The organism is Acinetobacter sp. SwsAc5 (genome assembly GCF_013391485.1).
Lineage (GTDB): Bacteria > Pseudomonadota > Gammaproteobacteria > Pseudomonadales > Moraxellaceae > Acinetobacter > Acinetobacter towneri.
Genome location: NZ_JACAXD010000037.1, coordinates 1 through 21921, shown reverse-complemented (window position 1 = coordinate 21921; position 21921 = coordinate 1). Strand labels below are relative to the sequence as shown.

Here is a 21921-nt window from a genome sequence, read left to right as displayed (position 1 = left end):
TCATAATCTCTTAATGATCTTCTCGATGCTTCGTCAGCATCAAGCTAGGTCGGCTATATTACGCTTTATTTCTAAAGTGTCAACTGGTAATTTAAATTATTTTAAACTTTCTTTCTAAAACCCAACTCAATCATTCTTAACCAAGTCATTGTTTTATCAGAAGTTTTAATCTTCATCACCGCCGATGGATGTGCATTATAGGGCAAATATTTCGCCTTGCAAGACTTTTTTCAAAGGAAATATATCGGGTGTTTATTTTTTGTTCATTCTTACCTTTTCTACACACATTTTGAGCAAATTTGCTTTAATACATCGTTTCAATTAACTGTTACTATACACCCATCGGCGATATAACAGCTTTTGCTTACTCAGATTTAAGCGCTAGGATTCTTTATGTATCAACAAAAATATCTTTGGGTGTGCCTTGTTTCTTTAGGATTCATCACCTCAACACATGCGACAATGCCTTCTACTGAAGAAGTTGCTCAAGAAGAAACTACTGAAGTTATTGCGGCAGATTCATCTTCTGAAACTAAAAGTAGTCGTTTGAATGCGCTTAAAGAATTAAAAAATGTAAAAGCCAAAGATTTAAAAGTGAATGCAAATGCTGCACAACCCGATGAAGTCAAAGACCCACTGCAACCTTTAAACCGTCAGATTTATGCATTCAACGATATGTTAGATCGTAATATCGCGCGTCCACTTGCGGTTCAATATACAAAGAAAGTCCCTGGTGAAGTGCGCGGTTCATATCGTCAATTTCGTAAAAACTTGGGTGAACCATGGAATGCGGTTAACCAATTGATTCAAGGTCGTCCTTTACGTGCCGCTAAAACTTTAGGTCGTTTTAGTTTAAATACGATTACCACTTTAGGCATGGCTGACCCTGCACGTCGTTTAGGCTTAGACACAGAAGAAGAAAATTTTGGTACAACCTTGGGCTACTACGGTGTCCCTTCAGGGCCTTATGTTATGTTACCAATTTACGGCCCAAGTACTTTCCGTGATGGTTTTGGCACACTTGTAGATGGTCAAGCACGTCCACAAAAATACATTTTAGATGGCAATGACCGTTTATATTGGTCGGAGCAAGTTATGCGCGGCCTAGATACGCGCTCGCAACTCTTAGATGTAGAGCAAGTGATACAAGGCGACAAATATGCCGCGATTCGGGATATTTACTTGCAACGTAAAAACTTTGAAATTGCGGAAAAGAAAGGACTCGATGCCGACAGTATTTCGTTTGTAGATGATGAAACCGAAGAACTTTTTGATGATCAAGAAGAAATAAACCCGCCTGAAGAAAGCAAAGAATAATTTGTAAAACATTTTACTCAAGGTGAGTTTTTACTTTCCTTGAGTATTCAGGCATTGTTATAGTAACGCTTTGTTTAGGTTCAGGGTCAACACAAAACTCTATGTATTTCATTCAACCCACACGTGATATTCCATATCTAGAACAGGTGCTCGACACACTTCCTAGTGTGCAAATGATTCACATAGATGACATCAGCTTGTATGACCCAACCATTATTGCAATTGCCGATGTGCAAGATTATTTAACCCATCAATGGGATTTACCTACGATTGTATTGGCCTTTGAAGATGAAGGCACGGCATTGGTACAAGCATGGGAACAAGGTGCTTTAGCAGGTTGGTTGTGGAGCCGTTTACCTGAAAATCCACCGCAAGCCTTACGCAAAATTGACGCACAATATAAACGCAATCAAGACAGCCGTGACTTACCTTCTGCTGCTGAACTACAAAAAAAATTACTGCCCAATCCTATCGAACTGTGCAACTACCGTGTAGATACGTTATTTAAACCTTCGGCTTATTTGTCGGGCGATTGGTTTGATTACTGGAAAATCAGTGATAAAGAAATCATATTCTATTTAGCCGATGTCTCTGGGCATGGTGTAACTAGTAGTTTACTAACGTCTTGGATGGCTGCATTTCATGGTCGCTCCAAAACACCACGCGAGTTGATTAAAAAGTTGAACGGTATGCTGGTTCAAGAAAATATCGAAAAGCATATCACCATGATTAGTGGGATTTTAAATATTGAAACCCACGAACTGCGTTGGTCGAGTGCGGGGCATTATCCACCTGCCATTATTATTGAACCCAATCAGGCACCTAAAATTTTAAATACCAGTAGTTTTCCTTTAGGACTGACTGAAGATTTAGACGTTGAGGAATTTGAGTGCGTATTAAATAAACAGGCGCGGTTTATTATCTGCTCCGATGGTGCATTGGAACCTTATAGCGGTGGTTTGAATGAACAGTTTGAACAATTGGTCTTTCACTTGCAAAATCAATCATTCCAAGCACCCGATCATGTAGCAGATGACATTGCGATCTTGAGTTTGTGTCGAACAAAATAATCAACAAATCAGCCAGTTAACTTCTCAACCCAAGATATACGACTGTAAGCCACTTGAGTCTATATAGTCGCTATGGGATAATTATCTAATCCTTCTCTGCAAATGGCATTTATATGTCAACAGGTCATGTTGAATATGCAAGTTTGAATGGAACGCATATCTTTAAGCTTTTTGGCGAAGTGCGTGCCCAATCTTGTATTAGTCTAGACAAACTACTCAGTAAAATTGAACAGCAATCTAATGTGGTGGGTGCAATTGTAGATTTAACCCAAACTACATTTATTGACAGTACAGTTTTAGGTGTATTGGCTAAGCTAGGCTTAAAACTGAAACAAATCCATAACATTCAAGCAGTTATGCTCTCTACTAATCCAGACATTACTACGCTCGCCAATAGCATGGGCTTAGGACAGGTGTTTGTGATTTTAAATTACTGTGGTGACCCAACTGTCTGCACGCGTGAGCTGGTAGAAGAACACGTCACGCATAGCAATATGCTCACTACGGTATTAGATGCCCATAAAACCCTCATGAAGCTGAATGAAAACAACCAAAATATGTTCGAACCTTTGGTGAAACAGCTACAAAAAGAACAAGATAATCTCGATCAATGTGCTGAGCAAAATCAGCAGAACGCTTGATCTTCACTCAGGAATGCTTTGATGACTTTACTTTCTGTTGCTCAAATGAACTCACAAAATGATATTGAGGAAAACTTCAAAATCATTGAAACATTGATTCAACAAAGTAAAGCCGATGGTGCAGAACTGATCGTTTTTCCAGAAAACTTTGTTTGCTTTGCAGCAGGCAAACAATGCGAAACCGCGGCACAGTTTGAAAGTATTCAACAGCGTTTGGAACAGCTTGCACATCAATATCAAATCTGGATTGTGGCGGGTACATTGCCCTGCCCATATCGCCCTGATGGTTCAACAATTGCAGATGGTCGTGTGCGTACGGTCAGTTTATGTATTAGCCCAGAAAAAACTGAAGCACGTTATGACAAAATTCATTTGTTTGATGTGCAAGTTGGTGACTCTGTTGGTGGTTATCAGGAATCTAAGTTTTTTGAACCCGGCTCTGAAGTCGTTGTGGCGAAAACACCGTTTGGCAACATTGGCTTAATGGTGTGTTATGACTTGCGCTTTCCTGAATTGGCCTTAACTTTACGTGCGCAAGGCGCCAATATTTTAACTGCGCCATCGGCTTTTACTTACACCACAGGTCAAATGCATTGGCAATTGCTCTTGCAGGCGCGTGGCATGGACAGTCAATGTCAGGTTTTAGGTGCAGCCCAACAAGGTTGGCATGGTGAAAAACGTCAGACTTGGGGACATTCAGGCGCTGCCAATTCACGCGGACAGTTATTGTCAATGGTGCAAGACGAAGGTACGCAACTGATTACAGTGCCCTTTGATTTAGATGAACAAAGCAAAATTCGAGAGTCGATGCCGTTAATGCAGCATCGTCGTTTATTGCAATTTTAAAATTGAATTTCAATAAAAAGGGTTGATCAACAATATAGTGATCAACTCTTTGTATTTCTTATCTTAACCTTACTTTTTAGCTATTCAGCCGCTTCATTGGTCACGCGCAGCACTTCTTCCAAAGTGGTTTTACCTGCCAATACCTTACGCAATCCATCTTCACGAATCGAACCTGATTGCTGTCGTGCATAATCTTCCAGTTCATATTCCGCGGCATTGCCATGAATCAAACGGCGCATTGCTTCATCCACAGGGACAATTTCATAAATTGCAGTCCGCCCAGTAAAACCTGTATGTGAGCAATGTTCACAGCCTTTCGGTTGCGGAAGTTTTAAATCGCTTGCATCGGTCACACTTTTAAAGAGTTCTTGTTCAAAGTCATCTGCAGCATGCCATGTGGCGCAGTGCGAACATAAGGTGCGCACTAAACGCTGCGCGATCACCCCAATTAATGAACTTGACAGCAAGAACGGCTCGATGCCCATATCTTTTAAACGGGTGACTGCACCAATGGCCGTATTGGTATGTAGGGTAGACAGTACCAAGTGACCAGTTAAGGAAGCCTGCACTGCAATTTCGGCGGTTTCTAAGTCACGAATCTCCCCCACCATCACCACATCTGGGTCTTGGCGCAGCATGGCTTTTAAAGCACGAGCGAAGGTCATATCCACTTTGGTATTGACCTGTGTTTGCCCAATCCCTTCAAGTTGATATTCAATCGGGTCTTCTGCAGTCAAAATATTTTTAGAACCGTCATTCAGGTCTGACAAAGCTGCATATAAGGTCGTAGTTTTACCCGAACCTGTCGGCCCTGTAACCAAAATAATCCCGTGTGGTCGATGTACCAGTTGCTTTAAGCGCTCATAATCATTTTGCATCAGCCCCAAGTGCGTCATGTTTAAACGACCTGCTTGCTTATCCAGCAAACGCATTACCACCCGCTCACCATGCGAAGATGGCAGCGTTGACACACGTACATCGACCTCACGACCTGCTAGTCTGAGCGAAATACGACCATCTTGAGGGATACGTTTTTCGGCAATATCCAGTTTTGCCATGACTTTAATACGTGACACCAATAAAGGCGCAAGTTCACGGCGCGGTTGCACGATTTCACGCAACTGACCATCGACCCGCAAACGGACTGACAGTTTTTTCTCAAAAGATTCGATATGAATATCCGATGCGCCAACCCGAATCGCTTCAGACAGTAAAGCATTGATTAAACGTACAATCGGTGCATCATCCTCCTGATCCATCAGGTCTTCTGCTTCTGGAACTGAATCGGCCAAACTGAGTAAGTCAGGGTGATCTTCCAATCCCGCAGCGACTTGCTGCGACTCGCCTGTATCACCTGCAAAACTGCTGCTTAATAATTGGTGAAACTCCTGATCGCTACAAAGTTGATGCTGTGCAGGATGCCCCAAAAAACGACGCGCCTCCTGAATGGCAAGCATCGGCGTATTTTCACGACGTACAATAAAGGCATGATCGCCCTCATAACGAATTAACACCCCATGGCGTTTGGCAAAGCTATACGGTATTTGTAATTGTTTCAGTACTTGCATCAGCGATTATAATAATGATGAAAAAATTTAATTTGAGTGTACTCTAAGCGTATGACAGCGTGAAGTCTGTTTTCGCTGATTTATCAAGAAAGGGATAGGCCATTGTCACAAAATCATGAGATTTCAGAAACTGATTCGGCTAAATTAAAATGGTGGGGTGACTATGAGTTTGAGCTCAATCGTCCTAAAACGTGGCAATTTGGCTCACTCTTAGTACGTTTGACCCGTGGTATGCAAGAATGGCGTTTGGAATATTATCGCCCGCAGGTTCAATACGATTATGAACAGCAATGGCATAACATTGATGATCCTGAATTTGCCTTTCCACAACCTGTGAAAATTGAACGCTATATGTTCAAATCTACACAAAGTAAATTACAGCTCATGCCTCGTTTGGCAGACCGTTCAGTGGTGATTAAACCTGTCGATCCAATTTATATTCCTGCGGGGCAACGCGGCACCTTGTATATCAGCACACCGTTGTGGATGTCTGCCTTTGTCGATGGTCAACGTGAACCCATTTTTGATTTGCCGATTATTCGCCCGAAAGATACTTGGTTTGGCCCCAATCATCGTACAGGTGAAATTTGCTATGCCACAGCAGTCGATGGCCGTACCGAATTACATCAATTAAAACCACGTGCATTTCGTGCCGTCACGCCGATTGAATTTCACAACACCAGCAATCAACAATTGCGTTTTGACCGAATGAATGTGCCTGTGCCTGCGCTGCCTTTATTTTTCAGCGAAAGTACAGGTCGTTTATGGACTTCACAAATTAAAGTGATGCATGAAGGTTTAGACCGCCCGCCACGAATTCGGATTGAAAATCGCACCCCGCCACATGCTGGTGAAGTGACCTATTTGCAACCACCGCGTGAAACGGCAGGTGCTTTATTTAATATGTTTGATTCATTTTTCTAAGAGGATGTTATGGCAGATTCCAATATTTCCAAAGAAATCACCAACAGCCTCAAAGGAATTTTTACCAGTATCAATACAGATCGTCTGACTGAAATTTTGGTCGCAATTGTATTGTCTTTGATTGGTTTCTTAATTGCACGTTTTGTTTCCAATACTTTTGTACGCACTATTGGCGCACGTTTTAATGCGCATCAACGCTTGGTTTGGCGACGCGGGATTTTTTACTTTATTTTCCTGCTGTTTGTGATGGCGAGCCTGAAAGAAGCAGGCTTTAAACTCAGCGTGTTTTTAGGTGCAGCGGGTATTTTAACCGTGGCTTTGGGTTTTGCCTCACAAACCTCGGCATCCAATTTAATTAGTGGTATGTTCCTGATTGGCGAAGGTTCTTTTGAAGTGGGCGATACCATTCAAATCACCCTGATTCGCGGACACACCATTGAAGGTGAAGTGATCTCAATTGACTTACTTTCAGTTAAATTGCTGACCCAAGACAATATTTATGTGCGTTTACCCAATGAACAATTGATTCGTGCACCCGTGCATAACTTGTCCAAGTTTCCAATCCGACGTGTGCCCATTACCCTCGCGATTAATTTTCACGAAGATATTATTAAAGTGCGTGAAGTGTTGCTCAGTGTCGCCAATCAATATCCGCTCGTGCTGTCTGACCCTAAACCCGCGGTGACAGTTACAGCTTTCCGTGAATCTTCAATTGAATTGTTGTTTGCGGTGTGGTGTCAGCAAGAAAACTTTTTAAAGGTACGTGATGAAATGCAGGAACGTATCCGTAATGGTTTCCTAGACAACCAAATCGAAATTCCTGTACCCAAAATGGGTTTTGTTGATCATCCTTTATCGCGCCCTTTAAATAATGAAGAACTTGATCAATATGCCAATGCCCAAGCACTGAAACGAGAACCTGACTTAAAGTAATCGTTTCAGTCTTCGACACTTTGCCTCTAACTAAACTTGAGGATCTGCTCAAGCTTTGGAAGACGGCGAAGTGTTGTTTTTTGCGAGATCTGGCTCAGGAATTGGGGCGATATATGCAATCAGTAGCATACCTAAACCTGCAGCAAAGAATGACAGCACGCGCATTAAAGTCCCAATATTAGATAAATCTAAAAGCACCAATTTTAGGGTCACAATCACCAAAATACTGCTGCCTAAAATCCACAAGGCACGTAATTGTTTCAGACTGGCAATCCACATGGCGATACAAGCCAAACTCACCCAAAGCAAGGTCAAACTGAGCTGCACAGTGGCATCTTGCCAAACAGCAATTTGGTTGATTGGCGTTCCCAAATACAGATGTAAGGCACGTAATAGCACATAACTACTTAGCCACAGTAAACTCAAGACCATAATTACCGCTGCCAAGCCTTGGTCTAAATGGGTTTTGCGTTGCAGATTCAACATCCACAAAATAGCCACCAACATGGCTATACTGACCAAATCAAATGGATTCAAAATAGGCAGTACATAGCCGTAAAATGCGTGTTCAGTCAACAGTTGTGAACATAGCATCCACATCAACATGAAGATTAAATTGCTACGCGCATACCAAAATTTGCGCCAATCTGAATCCAGTTGTTGCCACCAACACCACGCCGCAAAGAGCAATGGTAAAATCACCACGCTGCTATACGGATGCTGTGGTAACAGCGTTAAACTCGCCATCGCCAAAATGGGTAACAGTCCTAAACTCAGCCATTCTTTGTCGCTGCGGACAGTCCATAAAGGACGCAACCACAACACACTGAGCACGCCTGCAAACAAGGCAAATAGCAGACGTTCAGTACCCGAAACCCAATGCACCGCTCCATCATAGCTACGGCTGAATAATAAACCTGCTGCAGTGAGCGAAACTGGCGTTAGACCTAACCATTTGGGCAATAGCCATGACCATGTCGCTTGACGAGAAAGTAGTACTTCGTTGATAAGTAAATAAATGACCACCACCGCCAAAAGCGTCTGTACGGTTGCAAGTTCTCCATCAAAGTAATCTAAACCTAACCATAGCCATAAACTGGTTGCAGACAACATCATTAAACACAGTACGCTCGTGGTTGCTGTGCTCAGTTGTTGTCTGAAAGCTGCACGGCTGTTGGAAAACACCACAACCGTGGCATAACTTAGGCTCAGTACCCAATAAATACTGCGCTCGAAATAAGGCAACTCTACTAAATAATACAGCCCAGATAAGCCCGCTACGGCAAACAAACCTAGTGCCAAATAACGGCTAATTTTAGAATATTGAATAAAGGCAAAAATAAACACAGCCACGCCTTGTAATGCCCAACCAATGACACTCCATTGTTCAGGCAGTAAAATAGGTGGAATCAACACACTAAAAATCAGCATCAAACTGAAATAACTTTGTGCAATAAATTGTGTCTGCCGATGCTGTTTGGTCAGCCAATACAAACCTGCAAAAACCACCGCAAATAACAAACTAAAGGCTGCCTGCTCTGCTGTTTCTTCAAAATACATCAGATATAAACAGGCATAACCGACAATGGGTGCGCCAAAAATCAAGGCAAGGTCTAAAATAGGTTTCAGCTGAAACGTGGCGACATCTTCCTGTGCCAAAAGCTGACTAAAGCGAAAACCCAACCAAATAAAAATAGCCGCATGCGCCAAAACTAAAAGCGTTAGCACCTGCCGTTCAAAGATATAACCATGATAAAAGGCATAGCTGCCACCCACCACAACCGTCATTAAAAACGCAATTTGATTTAAATATTTCCACGGACGTAAACTACTTAAAATGGCAACCGAAATATTAATCAGCAAATAATAGGCAATAAATTCAATGGCTGTTGCATTACGAACAGGTAAAGTAAACGGTGCGAAATACGCAATCAGCATTGCCATGAGGGCAAGTTCGACTGATTGTTGTTTTAAACTCAGCCAGAGCGTGAGCAACATCACCACAATAAAACACAGACTGGCGATAGCTAAATTTGGAATGACCAAATTGTAATAGGCAAAAAATAAGGTCAGACACAGCCCAGCCAACCCCAAACCTTGCACACCCAAAGCAAAGCTGCGATTTTTGTTGCGTAACAGATAACCGAATACTGTCACTGCTGCACTCACGCCAGCAACGAACAAAAGTTTCACTGCCAAACTAAATTGCCAATGTTCAGTAGCAAAACGTAGCAGTAACACCACGCCTATGAGTAACACTACAATTGCTGCTTTTAATACAGGATTACCATGTATCAGCCATGATTGAGCTTGTTGCAATAAACTGTTACTTGATGAGCGCGACTGAGTTGCAAAAGGTGCAACAGACCTTGAGGATTTGGCTAAATCTGGAGCTGAATATTCTTGATGTAGATACTCTTGGTCTTGATATGGATAAGAAACTTGAGCTGCTTGTTCCCGAACAGAATTCGGCTCGCTCGATAATGTGGAATCAGATTGAATAGCGATGGTTTCAGGTTGAGAAGCGGTTGATATAACACCATCATCCACATTTGCCTTAACTGATGAAAGACTTGCATCAACTTCAGATGTATTGGCTAAAATATGCTCTGCGAATTGCGTTTGAACCTTTTTCTCTTGAGCATTGGTCTTTTGAGGATAGCTCTTTTGAGCATGCGCCTGAAGCTTAGCGGCACTTTGTAATTGCTGTAATTGATACAGTCCTTGCTCCAAACGCTGCAACCATCGCAACAACATAAAAATCCATGCACTTAAAGCAATAGATGTCAGTAAATACCAATCCAGCAATATTCCTAAAAAAGCAATAAAAGCGGCGATATATAAAGGAGTTTTAGAGCTTTGGCGTTGTACTTGTGACTGTGCATCCACAACCTGTTCCAGTGAGTTCTGCACTCGTCCCACAAAAAACATCACGCTGACCACCGCAGCAACTGCACAGATATAACTCAGCATCGGCACACCGAGCCACCATGCGCCAATTGAAATTATGATTAATAGCATGAACCAAATGATTCGAATTTCATTCTGCCCTGTCTGCATTGCTCTTCATTTTATTGATATTGTCATGGCTCCGATCATACAACAGACAGCACGATTCTGAATCAGGATTCATCAGCAATTCGGTAACTGTGCGTCTGCAACACTTGCCTTAAAAATCAGTTTCTGCGACAACTGCAAAAATCACGTACAATAAACTGCTTATTTGCAGAAGGAATCAATCCATGCCACCATTTGTCTTGGTCGATGGCTCATATTTTCTATTTCGTGCCTTTCACGCACTACCACCATTAACCACGTCAACTGGTTTACATACCAATGCTATTCGTGGCGCGATCTCTGCGATTCAAAAGTTGATGCGTCGTACTCAGCCTACTCACATGGCGGTAATTTTTGATACGCCTGAGCCGACTTTCCGTCACGAACTATCGCCAATTTATAAAGGTGACCGCCCAAGTATGCCTGAGGAACTTTCTCAGCAAATTCCATACTTACATGCTTTAATTCGTGCTTTGGGTATTCCACTTTACATGCTACCAGGCGCAGAAGCCGATGATATTATTGGAACTTTAGCCAAACGTGCCGAAGCCGAAGGACAGCAAGTACTGATTTCTACGGGCGATAAAGACATGGCGCAGTTGGTGACTGAAAAAGTTACCCTTGAAGACAGCTTCAAAGAAAAGCCAATGGATATTCAGGCTGTATTTGACAAGTTTGGCGTATGGCCGCATCAAATTATTGATTATCTGACCCTCATGGGTGATGCTTCCGATGGTATTATGGGCGTGCCCGGCATTGGCGCCAAAACTGCTGCAAAACTACTGACCGAATATGGCTCGATTGGTGCGATTTTAGAAAATGTCGATCATATTAAAGGCAAAGTCGGACAAAATATTAAAGACAATGCCGATGGCATCGCGCTAGATCATCAACTCGCCAGCATTGTTTGTGACCTTGATCTGAACTTTGGTTATGCCGATCTAAAACTACAAGACCCTAATGTTGAAGCCTTACGCAATTTATATACCGAGCTAGAATTCCGTAATCAATTACAATCGCTCGATCATCCAAATAATCCAAATAACAGCAATTATAAACAAGCTGCAAAAACAGTCGCCGCACCGACAGCCAATGAAATTGAAACTGAAGATCAAGCCACGCAAAGCAGTGTTGATGATCAACTCGGTGCAGCAACATACCACACCATTTTAGATCAGGCGCATTGGGATGCTTTGCTGCAACGCTTGCAAACTGCACAGCGTTTTGCCTTTGATACAGAAACCACCAGTCTGGATTATCGCGTTGCAGAAATTGTTGGTTTTTCTATCGCGTTCGATACCAAAGATGCCTATTACGTACCTTTGGCGCATGATTATGAGGGCGCACCACAGCAGCTCAACCGTGATCAGGTTTTGGCACAAATCAAACCTATTTTAGAAAATAATGCGGTGGATAAAATTGGGCATCATTTAAAATATGATGCGCATGTGCTTGAAAATCACGGTATTCATTTACAAGGTTGGTATTTCGATACCATGTTGGCATCTTATGTGCTTAACTCTGTCGCAACCCGTCACGGCATGGATGATGTGGCACGCTTATATTTAAGCCACCTGACCACATCTTATGAGCAAATTGCAGGCAAAGGCGTCAAGCAAAAAACTTTCAATCAAATTGAAATTGAAACGGCTGCGCACTACGCTGCAGAAGATGCGCATGTTACGTATCGTTTATATGAAGTGCTGTCTGCGAAGCTACAAAAGCATCCTGAATTGGTCAATATTTTGCACAACATCGAAATGCCTGTGGCGCGTGTGCTGACCAGTATGGAAGAAAATGGCATTCAGCTTGATCTGAAATTTTTAGATCAATTGGGTGTCGATTTTTCCCAAACCATGCAAGATTTGGAAAACCAAATTGTAGAATTGGCAGGTGAAAACTTTAATGTCAGCTCACCGAAACAAGTGGGCGAAATCCTGTTTGATAAACTCGGACTCAAAGGCGGCAAGAAAACCGCAACAGGTCAATACAGTACCAGTGAAAGTGTTTTGGAAAAAATTGAGCATCCGATCAGTAGTTTAATTTTAGACTACCGTGGTTTATCTAAACTCAAAAGCACCTATACCGATGGCTTACTGAAACAAGCCAACAACGATACGCATCGAGTGCATACCAGTTATCACCAAGCTTTGACTGCAACAGGGCGTTTATCTTCTACTGATCCAAACTTACAAAACATTCCAATTCGTACCGAAATTGGTCGTCAAATTCGTAAAGCCTTTGTCGCACCTGAAGGTCGCGTGTTGTTGGCAGCCGACTACTCGCAAATCGAATTGCGTTTAATGGCACATTTTTCACAAGATGATGCCCTACTCGATGCCTTTAACCATGGACAAGACGTGCACCGCCGTACTGCGGCAGAAGTCTTGGGTATTGCCTTAGAAGACGTAACCTCAGATCAGCGTCGTCAGGCCAAAGCTGTAAACTTCGGTCTGCTCTACGGCATGTCGGAATTTGGCTTAATTCGTCAGCTTGGGTTTACCCGTGAAGAATCACAAAACTACATCAAGCAATACTTCCAGCGTTATCCGGGCATTTATGAATATATGCAACGTACCCGCCAAGTCGCGCTAGAACAAGGTTTTGTAGAAACTATTTTAGGCCGTCGCCTCTATACGCCAGATATTGCTGCACGTAATATGATGATACGTAAAGCGGCAGAACGTGCGGCAATTAACGCGCCATTACAAGGCTCTGCAGCGGATATTATTAAAATGGCGATGATTGAAGTTGACAAAATGTTACCGCAAGCGCAAGCCAAAATGTTGCTGCAAGTACACGATGAATTGGTATTTGAAGTGGATGCCGATGCGGCAGACGAACTCGCACCAAAGTTGGCAGAAATCATGCAATCTGTGGTGGAAATTTCTGTACCATTGGTGGTAGAAGTCGGAAAAGGTAATAACTGGGATGAAGCGCACTAAAGTCGTTGCGCTCTCTTTTTTCAGCACCTTCCTTCGCCTAGAAGGAGGTCAGGATGCAGGTTATTTGTATTTCTGAAGACTCATTAAGGTCGTCAGCCCAAACTTAAACTACAAAAAAAGGACTCGATTTGAGTCCTTTTTAATGTTTTAGGATAATGCGACTTATAAGCCAGTCAGCAATACAATCGCTACCTGATTCATAATAATTTCAGCGATATATAAAGCCAAAAATGCAATAATTGGCGACAAATCAATCATGCCCATGTTCGGCAATAAACGACGAAATGGTGCTAATAACGGCTCTGCCAACTCTTGAATCACCTCAATATACGGGCCACGAGATTGAGTAAACATCACCACCCAACTCAAAATAATGGTGGCAAAAATCAAATAACGACAGAAACGGATTAAATCCTGAATCATGGTCACAAAAGTCAGAATCAGTAAGTGAATTGGACTATTCGGCATCGCACCATTGAGATACATAACACCAAAAATTTTGAGTAGATACAACACCACCAACAAAGCCAAGGCTGCAGAGTTAACTCGACCTTTGCCAACCGTTGGGAAAATACGTCCAAATACATCTACAATTTTGGTGGCTTTAATGGTTGAAAGCACCACAGGGTTATAAGGACTCACCGCTGCCAATTGCATTAAGAAACGGAAGAATACGAGCAAAATCGCTACGTTAATGATAATGCCAAAAATTAGCGCAGAATTTGCACCCATACTTAAACTTTCCTAAAATTTAAATTCATTGTTTTTCAATAATTAAATACTATCACTCAACTCTTGCGCTAATTCTTGACTACGCGTTTTAGCAGCAGCCAATGCCGCCTGAATATTTTGTGAAATTTGCGCATGATCAAACACTTCAATTGCCGCTTGGGTCGTGCCATTTGGTGAAGTTACATTTTTGCGTAATTCTGCAGGTGTATTCGAGCTGGTAATTGCCATTTGTGCTGCACCCAAAGCAGTTTGTAACGTCAGTGCTGTCGCCACTTTTTCATCTAAACCTAAGTTCTTGCCTGCACGAATCATACTTTCCATCAAATAGAAGAAATATGCTGGCCCTGAACCAGATACTGCAGTCACAGCATCAATTTGCGCCTCAGAGTTTACCCAAATAGTTAAACCTGTCGCTGCCAAAACCTGACTTGCCAATTCACGGTCAGTGCTATTGACCTGTTCGGTTGCATACAAACCATGTGCACCTGTTTGCACCAAAGCAGGCGTATTTGGCATTACCCGCACTACACGTTCTGTACGTAATAACTCAGAAATCGTGGCAATTTCTGCGCCCGCAACAATCGAAATCACCAGCTTATCTTCAAACTGACCGTGCAATGGACGCAATACTTGTGCCAAAACCTGTGGTTTGACTGCAAATACCACAATATCTGCATCTGCAATCGCGGCCAAATTATCCTCAGTGACATGCACATCTTTTTCTTTTAATAATTCACGCACTTGTTCTACAGGGTCTGAAACTGTAATACGGGTTGGCGGCAAACCTCTGGCAATCAAACCACCAATCAAGGCTTGCGCCATGTTGCCACCGCCAATGAAACTAATATTACAATTCAATACTGCACTCATGATTCACGCTCTTCGTTGAGTTCTTTGTCGTTAAGAGACTAAATTCGGTTGCCATCCATCTGCGACACAATAGTCCGACTGTGCAAGCCAAAAGCCTTTGGGGCTAAAAACGCCTAGCATAACATTATCTAGGCTTAATATTTGAATTGTATTACGCGTCCACGGAAAAATTTGTGCTTCCTGAATGGCTTTTTTCAGTGGCCATGTGCCCACCCGACCATACAAATGAATTTTTTCACCACCCAAGCGTGGCCGTAAAGTTAACGGACGATTCAGCAAAGTTGCAGATAAACCGACTTTGGCTTGTTGCAGTTGATAACAGCCAGACCACACTTGAAAAGTCTGATCTGCCTGCAAACATAACACTTGTTCTTCTGCCTCAAAATGTTCTGCAGCTAAATACTCCGCTTTCGGCAAACGAAATAATTGTTGCTGATAACGCAGATAATAATAATCCTGACAATGTAATGCCGCTTGTGCATCGGCTTTGGCTTGAATCACCTCACGTTGCAAGCGTTCGACCATATCAAAACTTGGGCGATATTGTGCCTGTCCTTTCATCCATGCCGATAATAGCTGACGTTGCCGTGACAAAGACAATTGTTGTAACTGAATTAAATTCAACTGCGAGTTTGTGCCACATGCAGCTAAATCCTGCGCCAAAACTTCTGCCAAAATGTTTTCAGTATCTTGCATCAAGTTTGCAGTACGCGTCACAGCTTGCTGCATTTTAGGAAAACGCTGTTGCACGACAGGCCACAATATTTCTCTTGCCCAAGCTCGGTCATAATGCACATCCTGATTGCTTGGGTCTTGCACATAATCGAGCTTTAATTCAGCACTCCATTGGCAAATCTGCTCACGCGAAATATCCAATAACGGACGCCAAATACTGATGTCATCACGCACATCGACAGCTTGCATGGCAGCAAGTCCTTGCACACCTGCGCCTGAAAACAAACGCAGCAATACGGTTTCTGCCTGATCTTGCTGATGATGCGCCAATACTAGAACTTCGTTGCTATCTAAGTGCTGCATATAGGCCTGATAACGCGCCTGACGTGCCTGATTTTCTAAATTACCCTCAGACACACTGACTTTTTGCAGCACACACGGCACATTTAAATTTTGGCAGGTGGCTTGCACCAATGTGCCCCACGCTGCGCTTGGACTTTGCAATTGGTGATCAATATAAATCGCGCGTACTTTTTCAGGGCACAAAAACGACAAAAGATGCAGTAGCAGCATGGAATCCATGCCGCCACTACATCCGATTAAAAATTTTGTCTGTGCAGAAAAAGCCTGTAATTGGCTTAAGACGCTAGACCTAAATTGTCGCTGCCAAACTTCATTAAACGCTGGTAACGTTCTTCGCATCGTTGTGTTGCATCCATCGCTTGCAATTCATCCAAAGCTTCTTTTAACACATTTTTCAGACTGTGCATGACTTGTTCAGGGTTTAAATGCGCACCCTCACCTTCATCAACCACGTATTCTACAATACCAATCTTTTGCAGTTTTTCTGCAGTCAATGCCAATGCTTCACTGGCTTGTTCGGCTTTTTCTGCAGTTTTCCACAGAATAGACGCACAACCTTCTGGTGAAATAACAGAGTAAATACTGTGTGACAACATTACCACACGGTCAGCCACGCCAATACCCAACGCACCGCCTGAACCACCTTCGCCCAATACTGTAGCAATTACAGGTACTTTTAAGTTCGACAATTGCGCTAAGCTGGTCGCAATCGCTTCTGCCTGACCACGTTCCTCTGCACCTACACCTGGGTATGCACCCATCGTATCAACAAAAGTGAAAACTGGCAGATTAAAACGCTCTGCCATATCCATAAGACGCTGTGCCTTACGGTAGCCTTCTGGATTACACATCCCGAAGTTGTGTTGTAATTTTTCGCGGGTACTGCGACCACGATGTTGACCTATCACCATGACAGGCTGACCATCAAAGCGTGCCAATCCACCGATCATTGCACCATCATCACCAAATAAACGATCGCCATGTAAGGCATCAAATTCAGTGAAAATTTCACCCACATAGTCTAGAAATTGCGGACGTTCAGGATGACGTGCAATTTGCACGGTTTTCCATGCTTTAGATTGAGCAGCTTTTTTCATAAGTCGACTGTTATCCCTAAATTAACCAAATCTTAATCGACAAATTGTTCCGACTGAATATTCAATTCAATGTCCCAATTCTTGAATTGCACTTGTTCATCGTGCAATTCAGCGACAAGCAATGGCCATTGTTTGGCATCACCCGACACGCTGAGCTGCCATTGTTGCGCATTGCGGATGCTTAATTCAATGGCAGGAAGCATCGCATCGCTACGACTTGCGTTGACCAAAACTGCAAGGCGAAGCAACAAACTTAAGTAAACAATTTTATTGCCACCCGCTTTCAGTGCTTCTGTTTTCGCGTCTTGGCGCAACTTTCGACGATGGTTGCCGACCAAATGCGAGAGATAGTTTTGGTCAATTTGTGAGAAACCGGGAATGTCCGAATGTTGCAATAAATATGCACCGTGACGATGATAACTGCTGTGACTGATGGCTAAACCAATTTCATGTAGGTACGCAGCACGACGCAATAAGTCACTATCTTCGTTATTTAATTTTAATGATTCTGCCACGCTGTCAAATAAATGTTGCGCAGTTTTCACCACACGTCCAGCCTGTTTCGGGTCTGAGTTATAACGCCCCATCAAGGCCTGTACACTGCGATCACGAATGTCTTCATGCTGGAAACGTCCCAACAAGTCATACATTACGCCTTCACGCAAAGCCCCATCGGAATACACCAGTTTATCGATATCTAATACATCAAATACCGCATATAAAATTGCCAAACCTGCTGGCAAAACTGCTCGACGGTCTTCTTTTAGACCATCAAATTCCATTTCTGATACGTGTTTAAACTTGAGCAAACGGTCTTTGAGTTTTTCTAAACCTTCACGAGTCAGATTTTCCTGCTCATTGCTCCAGCCCATATTTACCGTAATTTGACGACAGGCTTTAATGGTACCGCTCGAACCTGCAACGGTATCCCAACCTGCTTCTTTATAAGTATTGGCAATCGAATACAGTTCTTTACGCGCTGCAACCACTGCTTTTTCAAAACTGCTCTTGCTAATTTCACCATCGGCAAAATAGGCTTTGGTATAGGCCACACAGCCCATTTGTAAAGATTCGGTATGAATTGGCTCAAATTCTTCGCCAATAATCAACTCTGTCGAACCACCGCCAATGTCAATTACCAAACGACGACCACTATTTGCCATCGTGTGCGATACGCCTAAATAAATTAAACGGGCTTCTTCACGCCCTGCAATAATTTCAATAGGTTTAGGCAAAATTTCTGCGGCTTTTTGAATAAATTCATGTCCATTTTTGGCCTGACGCAATGCGTTGGTTGCCACAATACGCAAACGATTTGACTGCACCGCAGTTAAACGTCCTACAAAACGCGCCAAACATGCCAAACCACGTTGTTGAGCAGCTTCGGTCAAATTCTTATTTTCATCTAAACCTGCGGCCAACTGTACTTTTTCTGACATTGATGCCACTTTTTTTACTTCACCATGATCCACTCGAGCAATCGCCAAGTGGAAACTATTCGACCCCATATCGATGGCTGCGAGTAACTCTTCATCAATTAAAAAATCAGACATTCTTCAAACAAACCTAGACAGAATTGTGCCTAGAGTAATTCACATACACCTAATTTAAAAGCCATTTATCAGCACAATTTGACGACTATTTAAATTTTCTGCATATATGACAATTGTGTTACAGAATTCGCATTTTCGTTTAGCGTTATCGTCACGATCAATTAGACAAATTTGTATTTTGAGTGGAAAATCCACAGATTCCCCTACTTTGTTCAAGATGGCTATGTAATACTAACTAAAGCTATCTTAAAAATTATTTGGAGCGTAATCCATGTCTGGCAACATCGTAAACACCACTGATGCAAACTTCGAAGCAGATGTTCTTCAATCAGATACTCCTGTATTGGTTGACTTCTGGGCTGGCTGGTGTGCGCCATGTAAAGCAATTGCACCTGTACTTGAAGTACTTGCAGACGAATACCAAGGCAAAGTTAAAATTGTAAAAGTTGATGTAACTTCTTGCGAACAAACTGCAGTGAACTACAACATCCGCAATATTCCAGCATTATTGATGTTCAAAAATGGTGAAGTGGTTGCACAGCAAGTCGGTGCAGCACCTAAATCTAAATTGACTGCATTTATTGACGAAAATATCTAAGTCGATTGATCCATCGTCTATTTATAGAGATGATGAAAAAAATACGCCACGCATTGGCGTATTTTTTTTGCCTACAAATTGACAAGTAGACGTTTCTCTCTTATATTGCATGCTCAGGAAACGCAGGATCTTTCATCCTCTTTCTGAAAAGACACAACACAAAAATGCCGCTCGGCAACAGAAATTGTTTTTCACATTTTTCAATCAAACAATGAATCAGTGCTCTGAATCGTTATTGTGCAAATACAATTGCTTTCATTTTATTGTATGAATGCGGCTAAATGTTGCTCCCTCTCTAACCTGTACCCCAGAATTTTAATTCTATCAGAACCTCTATGAATTTAACCGAACTCAAGAAAAAACCGATTGGCGAACTCATCAAGATTGCCGAGTTTATGGGCCTTGAAGGAATGGCGCGTAACCGCAAGCAAGACATTATTTTTGCCATCTTAAAGCGCCATGCCATGAATGGTGAAGAGATTTTTGGTGATGGCGTTCTAGAAATTCTCTCTGATGGTTTTGGTTTCTTACGCTCAGCTGCAGGTTCATACCTTGCTGGCCCAGATGATATTTATGTCAGCCCTTCGCAAATTCGTCGCTTTAACCTGCGCACGGGTGACACCATTACAGGTACGATTCGTCCACCAAAAGAAGGCGAACGTTATTTTGCTTTGCTCAAAGTCAATCAAATTAACTATGACACCCCTGAAAATTCACGTAATAAAATCTTATTTGAAAACTTAACCCCGCTTTTCCCAACAGAACAGTTGGTGATGGAGTTAGGTAATGGAACAACTGAAGACTTAACTGCACGTGTGGTAGATTTGGTTGCGCCAATTGGTAAAGGTCAGCGTTCAATTATTGTGGCTCCGCCTAAAGCGGGTAAAACCATGTTGCTACAAAACATCGCTCAGTCGATTGTTCGTAACAACCCAGAAGTGTTCTTGATTGTACTTCTCATTGATGAACGCCCTGAAGAAGTGACTGAAATGGAACGCACCGTGCGCGGTGAAGTGATTGCATCAACATTTGATGAGTCACCTGCTCGTCACGTTCAAGTTGCAGAAATGGTCATTGAAAAAGCCAAGCGTTTAGTTGAACATAAAAAAGACGTGGTGATTTTACTGGATTCGATTACCCGTTTGGCACGCGCCTACAACACTGTCGTACCTTCTTCAGGCAAGGTTTTAACAGGTGGTGTTGATGCGCACGCTTTAGAACGTCCAAAACGCTTCTTTGGTGCTGCACGTAATATTGAAGAAGGTGGTTCTCTAACCATTATTTCAACTGCACTGATTGAAACTGGCAGTAAAATGGATGAAGTGATTTACGAAGAGTTTAAAGGTACAGGCAACCAAGAGATTACCTTAGACCGTCGTATTGCAGAAAAACGTGTTTTCCCTGCCATGAACATCAAAAAATCAGGTACACGTCGTGAAGAGCGCTTAATGAGTGAAGATAATTTGCGTAAAGTTTGGATTTTGCGTAAATTGTTACACACTCAAGATGAATTGGCAGCAATGGAATTCTTGCTTGATCGCATGAAAGAAACCAAAACTAATGACGACTTCTTTGATCAAATGAAACGTAAAGCAGCCAATTAAACGGCTATAAATATTAGAACACCTAAAAAAGTCATCTTAAAACGATGGCTTTTTTATTTGGTTGACAAAATTTACATAAAGACACAATTGCACGCGGTATATGTAAACTTATTTTTAAGTAAATGATTATAAAAAAATATTTAGTAAAAACCTTTTAGTTTTTAGCCAGTTACCGTGCAACTCTCCAATCTAAAATGCCAAATTAATTGTTATTTTCTGTTAAAAAAGCACGTATTTTTCGCGTTTTTTTGCCTTTTTTTCAATCAACCTAGTAGCAATTCAAAAAGCGCAGTGATAGCATATTCGCAGACCAGTTAGACTGCGCCTGCGTTGTTAGTGCCTAACAAAATTTAGGAATAATAAAAGCATACAACAGACTAACGTCGGTTTTTTTTAATCTCATATTTTAGAGAGTGATGCCATGTTATTCAAAAAAATCGCTATTGCTGCTGCAGTTGCTACTACTTTAGCTTTCGTTGGTTGTGCTAAAAAAACTGAAGAAGCTGCTGCTGACGCTAACGCTGCTGCATCTGAAGCTGTTGTAGCTGCATCTGAAGCTGAAGCTGCTGCTGACGCTGCTGCTGTAGAAGTTGCTTCTGGCGCTGAAGCTGCTGTAGACGCTGCTACTGATGCTGCTGACACTGCTGCTGCTGCTGCAACTGACGCTGCTGATGCTGCTGTAGACGCTGCTGCTGCTGCTTCTGAAGCTGCTGCTCAATAATCGATACGATTATGCAGTACAAAAAGAGAGCCGATGGCTCTCTTTTTTATTTCTGAATATTTTGTCTAAAATTTATTTTACTCAGCACAATATCTCCAAATCGCTCAATCCATCTTTTTCAAGTAGATGATTCAGCATATAAAAGCATTTAACCAAAACACTTAACCCCATTCGGCATTTATTTCGATATAACCTTTTGGTTTCTCATCTCCACGCTCAATTCTTAGGTAGCGTCTTGTTCAGCTCTACAGTGTTTTCATTCATATCCATAGTTTGATTCAAGGTAAGCGTCCGCTGAACACACCTTCTGAATTCATCCTATAAGCCTTAATTTAGTCCCCACTTAGAAACAAGTGGGGACTTAAATTTATGACTACAAATAATCAGACATCCATCGCATCTCTTGC

Annotated in this window: 17 protein-coding genes; 10 read left to right on the top strand and 7 right to left on the bottom strand. The window is 42.2% G+C overall.

What is annotated here, in order from left to right; genetic code table 11:
• Positions 1-393: 393 nt before the first annotated feature.
• From HYG89_RS14830 to HYG89_RS14815, 4 genes are all read left to right on the top strand, one after another.
• Entirely contained in the window at positions 394-1317 is a 924-nt protein-coding gene (locus tag HYG89_RS14830) for a VacJ family lipoprotein (protein WP_178868197.1), read from the top strand.
• Between the two features lie 101 nt (positions 1318-1418).
• A complete protein-coding gene (gene gigA / locus HYG89_RS14825) occupies positions 1419-2387 on the top strand; it encodes an RsbU family protein phosphatase GigA (protein WP_178868195.1) in 969 nt (322 codons plus the stop codon).
• Between the two features lie 113 nt (positions 2388-2500).
• Complete coding sequence (gene gigB / locus HYG89_RS14820) at positions 2501-3028, top strand: anti-anti-sigma factor GigB (protein ID WP_004975187.1); 528 nt, start codon at positions 2501-2503, stop codon at positions 3026-3028.
• A gap of 21 nt (positions 3029-3049) precedes the next feature.
• Positions 3050-3874 (top strand): carbon-nitrogen hydrolase family protein, encoded by an 825-nt coding sequence (locus HYG89_RS14815; RefSeq protein WP_004975186.1) that lies wholly within the window; start codon positions 3050-3052, stop codon positions 3872-3874.
• Positions 3875-3954: 80 nt separating this feature from the next.
• On the opposite strand, the gene gspE is transcribed toward HYG89_RS14815, so the two are convergent.
• Positions 3955-5442, bottom strand: a complete 1488-nt coding sequence (gene gspE, locus HYG89_RS14810) for a type II secretion system ATPase GspE (protein WP_004975184.1) — start codon at positions 5440-5442, stop codon at positions 3955-3957.
• Positions 5443-5544: 102 nt separating this feature from the next.
• Here gspE and HYG89_RS14805 point away from each other — a divergent pair, with 102 nt between their 5' ends.
• Together HYG89_RS14805 and HYG89_RS14800 are read left to right on the top strand one after the other, a co-directional pair.
• Positions 5545-6366: a hypothetical protein gene (locus HYG89_RS14805; RefSeq protein WP_004975182.1), complete on the top strand. Its 822-nt coding sequence runs from the start codon at positions 5545-5547 to the stop codon at positions 6364-6366.
• Positions 6367-6375: 9 nt separating this feature from the next.
• Entirely contained in the window at positions 6376-7299 is a 924-nt protein-coding gene (locus HYG89_RS14800; RefSeq protein WP_096902425.1) for a mechanosensitive ion channel family protein, read from the top strand.
• A 48-nt stretch (positions 7300-7347) separates the two neighbouring features.
• On the opposite strand, the gene HYG89_RS14795 is transcribed toward HYG89_RS14800, so the two are convergent.
• Positions 7348-10359 (bottom strand): DUF2339 domain-containing protein, encoded by a 3012-nt coding sequence (locus tag HYG89_RS14795; protein WP_178868193.1) that lies wholly within the window; start codon positions 10357-10359, stop codon positions 7348-7350.
• 182 nt (positions 10360-10541) lie between these two features.
• On the opposite strand from HYG89_RS14795, the gene polA reads away from it, so the two are divergent.
• Positions 10542-13301 carry a DNA polymerase I gene (gene polA / locus HYG89_RS14790; RefSeq protein WP_178868191.1) on the top strand — a complete coding sequence of 920 codons (2760 nt, stop codon included), beginning with the start codon at positions 10542-10544 and terminating at the stop codon, positions 13299-13301.
• A 162-nt stretch (positions 13302-13463) separates the two neighbouring features.
• Here the strand turns inward: polA and HYG89_RS14785 are convergent, their stop codons facing one another.
• From HYG89_RS14785 to ppx, 5 genes are read right to left on the bottom strand one after another with little or no spacing between them, the layout of a single operon-like run.
• Positions 13464-14033, bottom strand: coding sequence for a YggT family protein (locus HYG89_RS14785; RefSeq protein WP_004975174.1), 570 nt, complete (start codon positions 14031-14033; stop codon positions 13464-13466).
• A gap of 42 nt (positions 14034-14075) precedes the next feature.
• Entirely contained in the window at positions 14076-14903 is an 828-nt protein-coding gene (proC, locus tag HYG89_RS14780) for a pyrroline-5-carboxylate reductase (RefSeq protein ID WP_096902428.1), read from the bottom strand.
• Between the two features lie 30 nt (positions 14904-14933).
• Positions 14934-16280, bottom strand: a complete 1347-nt coding sequence (gene tilS, locus HYG89_RS14775) for a tRNA lysidine(34) synthetase TilS (protein ID WP_178868189.1) — start codon at positions 16278-16280, stop codon at positions 14934-14936.
• Complete coding sequence (locus HYG89_RS14770; RefSeq protein ID WP_004975170.1) at positions 16217-17038, bottom strand: acetyl-CoA carboxylase carboxyltransferase subunit alpha; 822 nt, start codon at positions 17036-17038, stop codon at positions 16217-16219. The genes tilS and HYG89_RS14770 overlap by 64 nt, the downstream gene beginning before the upstream one ends.
• A gap of 32 nt (positions 17039-17070) precedes the next feature.
• Positions 17071-18591, bottom strand: coding sequence for an exopolyphosphatase (ppx, locus tag HYG89_RS14765; RefSeq protein ID WP_004975167.1), 1521 nt, complete (start codon positions 18589-18591; stop codon positions 17071-17073).
• Between the two features lie 271 nt (positions 18592-18862).
• Here ppx and trxA point away from each other — a divergent pair, with 271 nt between their 5' ends.
• The 3 genes from trxA (at position 18863) to HYG89_RS14750 (ending at position 21514) form a co-directional block, all read left to right on the top strand.
• Positions 18863-19189, top strand: a complete 327-nt coding sequence (gene trxA, locus HYG89_RS14760) for a thioredoxin (RefSeq protein WP_004975164.1) — start codon at positions 18863-18865, stop codon at positions 19187-19189.
• A 335-nt stretch (positions 19190-19524) separates the two neighbouring features.
• Complete coding sequence (gene rho / locus HYG89_RS14755) at positions 19525-20793, top strand: transcription termination factor Rho (protein WP_004975162.1); 1269 nt, start codon at positions 19525-19527, stop codon at positions 20791-20793.
• A gap of 421 nt (positions 20794-21214) precedes the next feature.
• A complete protein-coding gene (locus HYG89_RS14750) occupies positions 21215-21514 on the top strand; it encodes a hypothetical protein (RefSeq protein WP_131260745.1) in 300 nt (99 codons plus the stop codon).
• Positions 21515-21921: the final 407 nt, after the last annotated feature.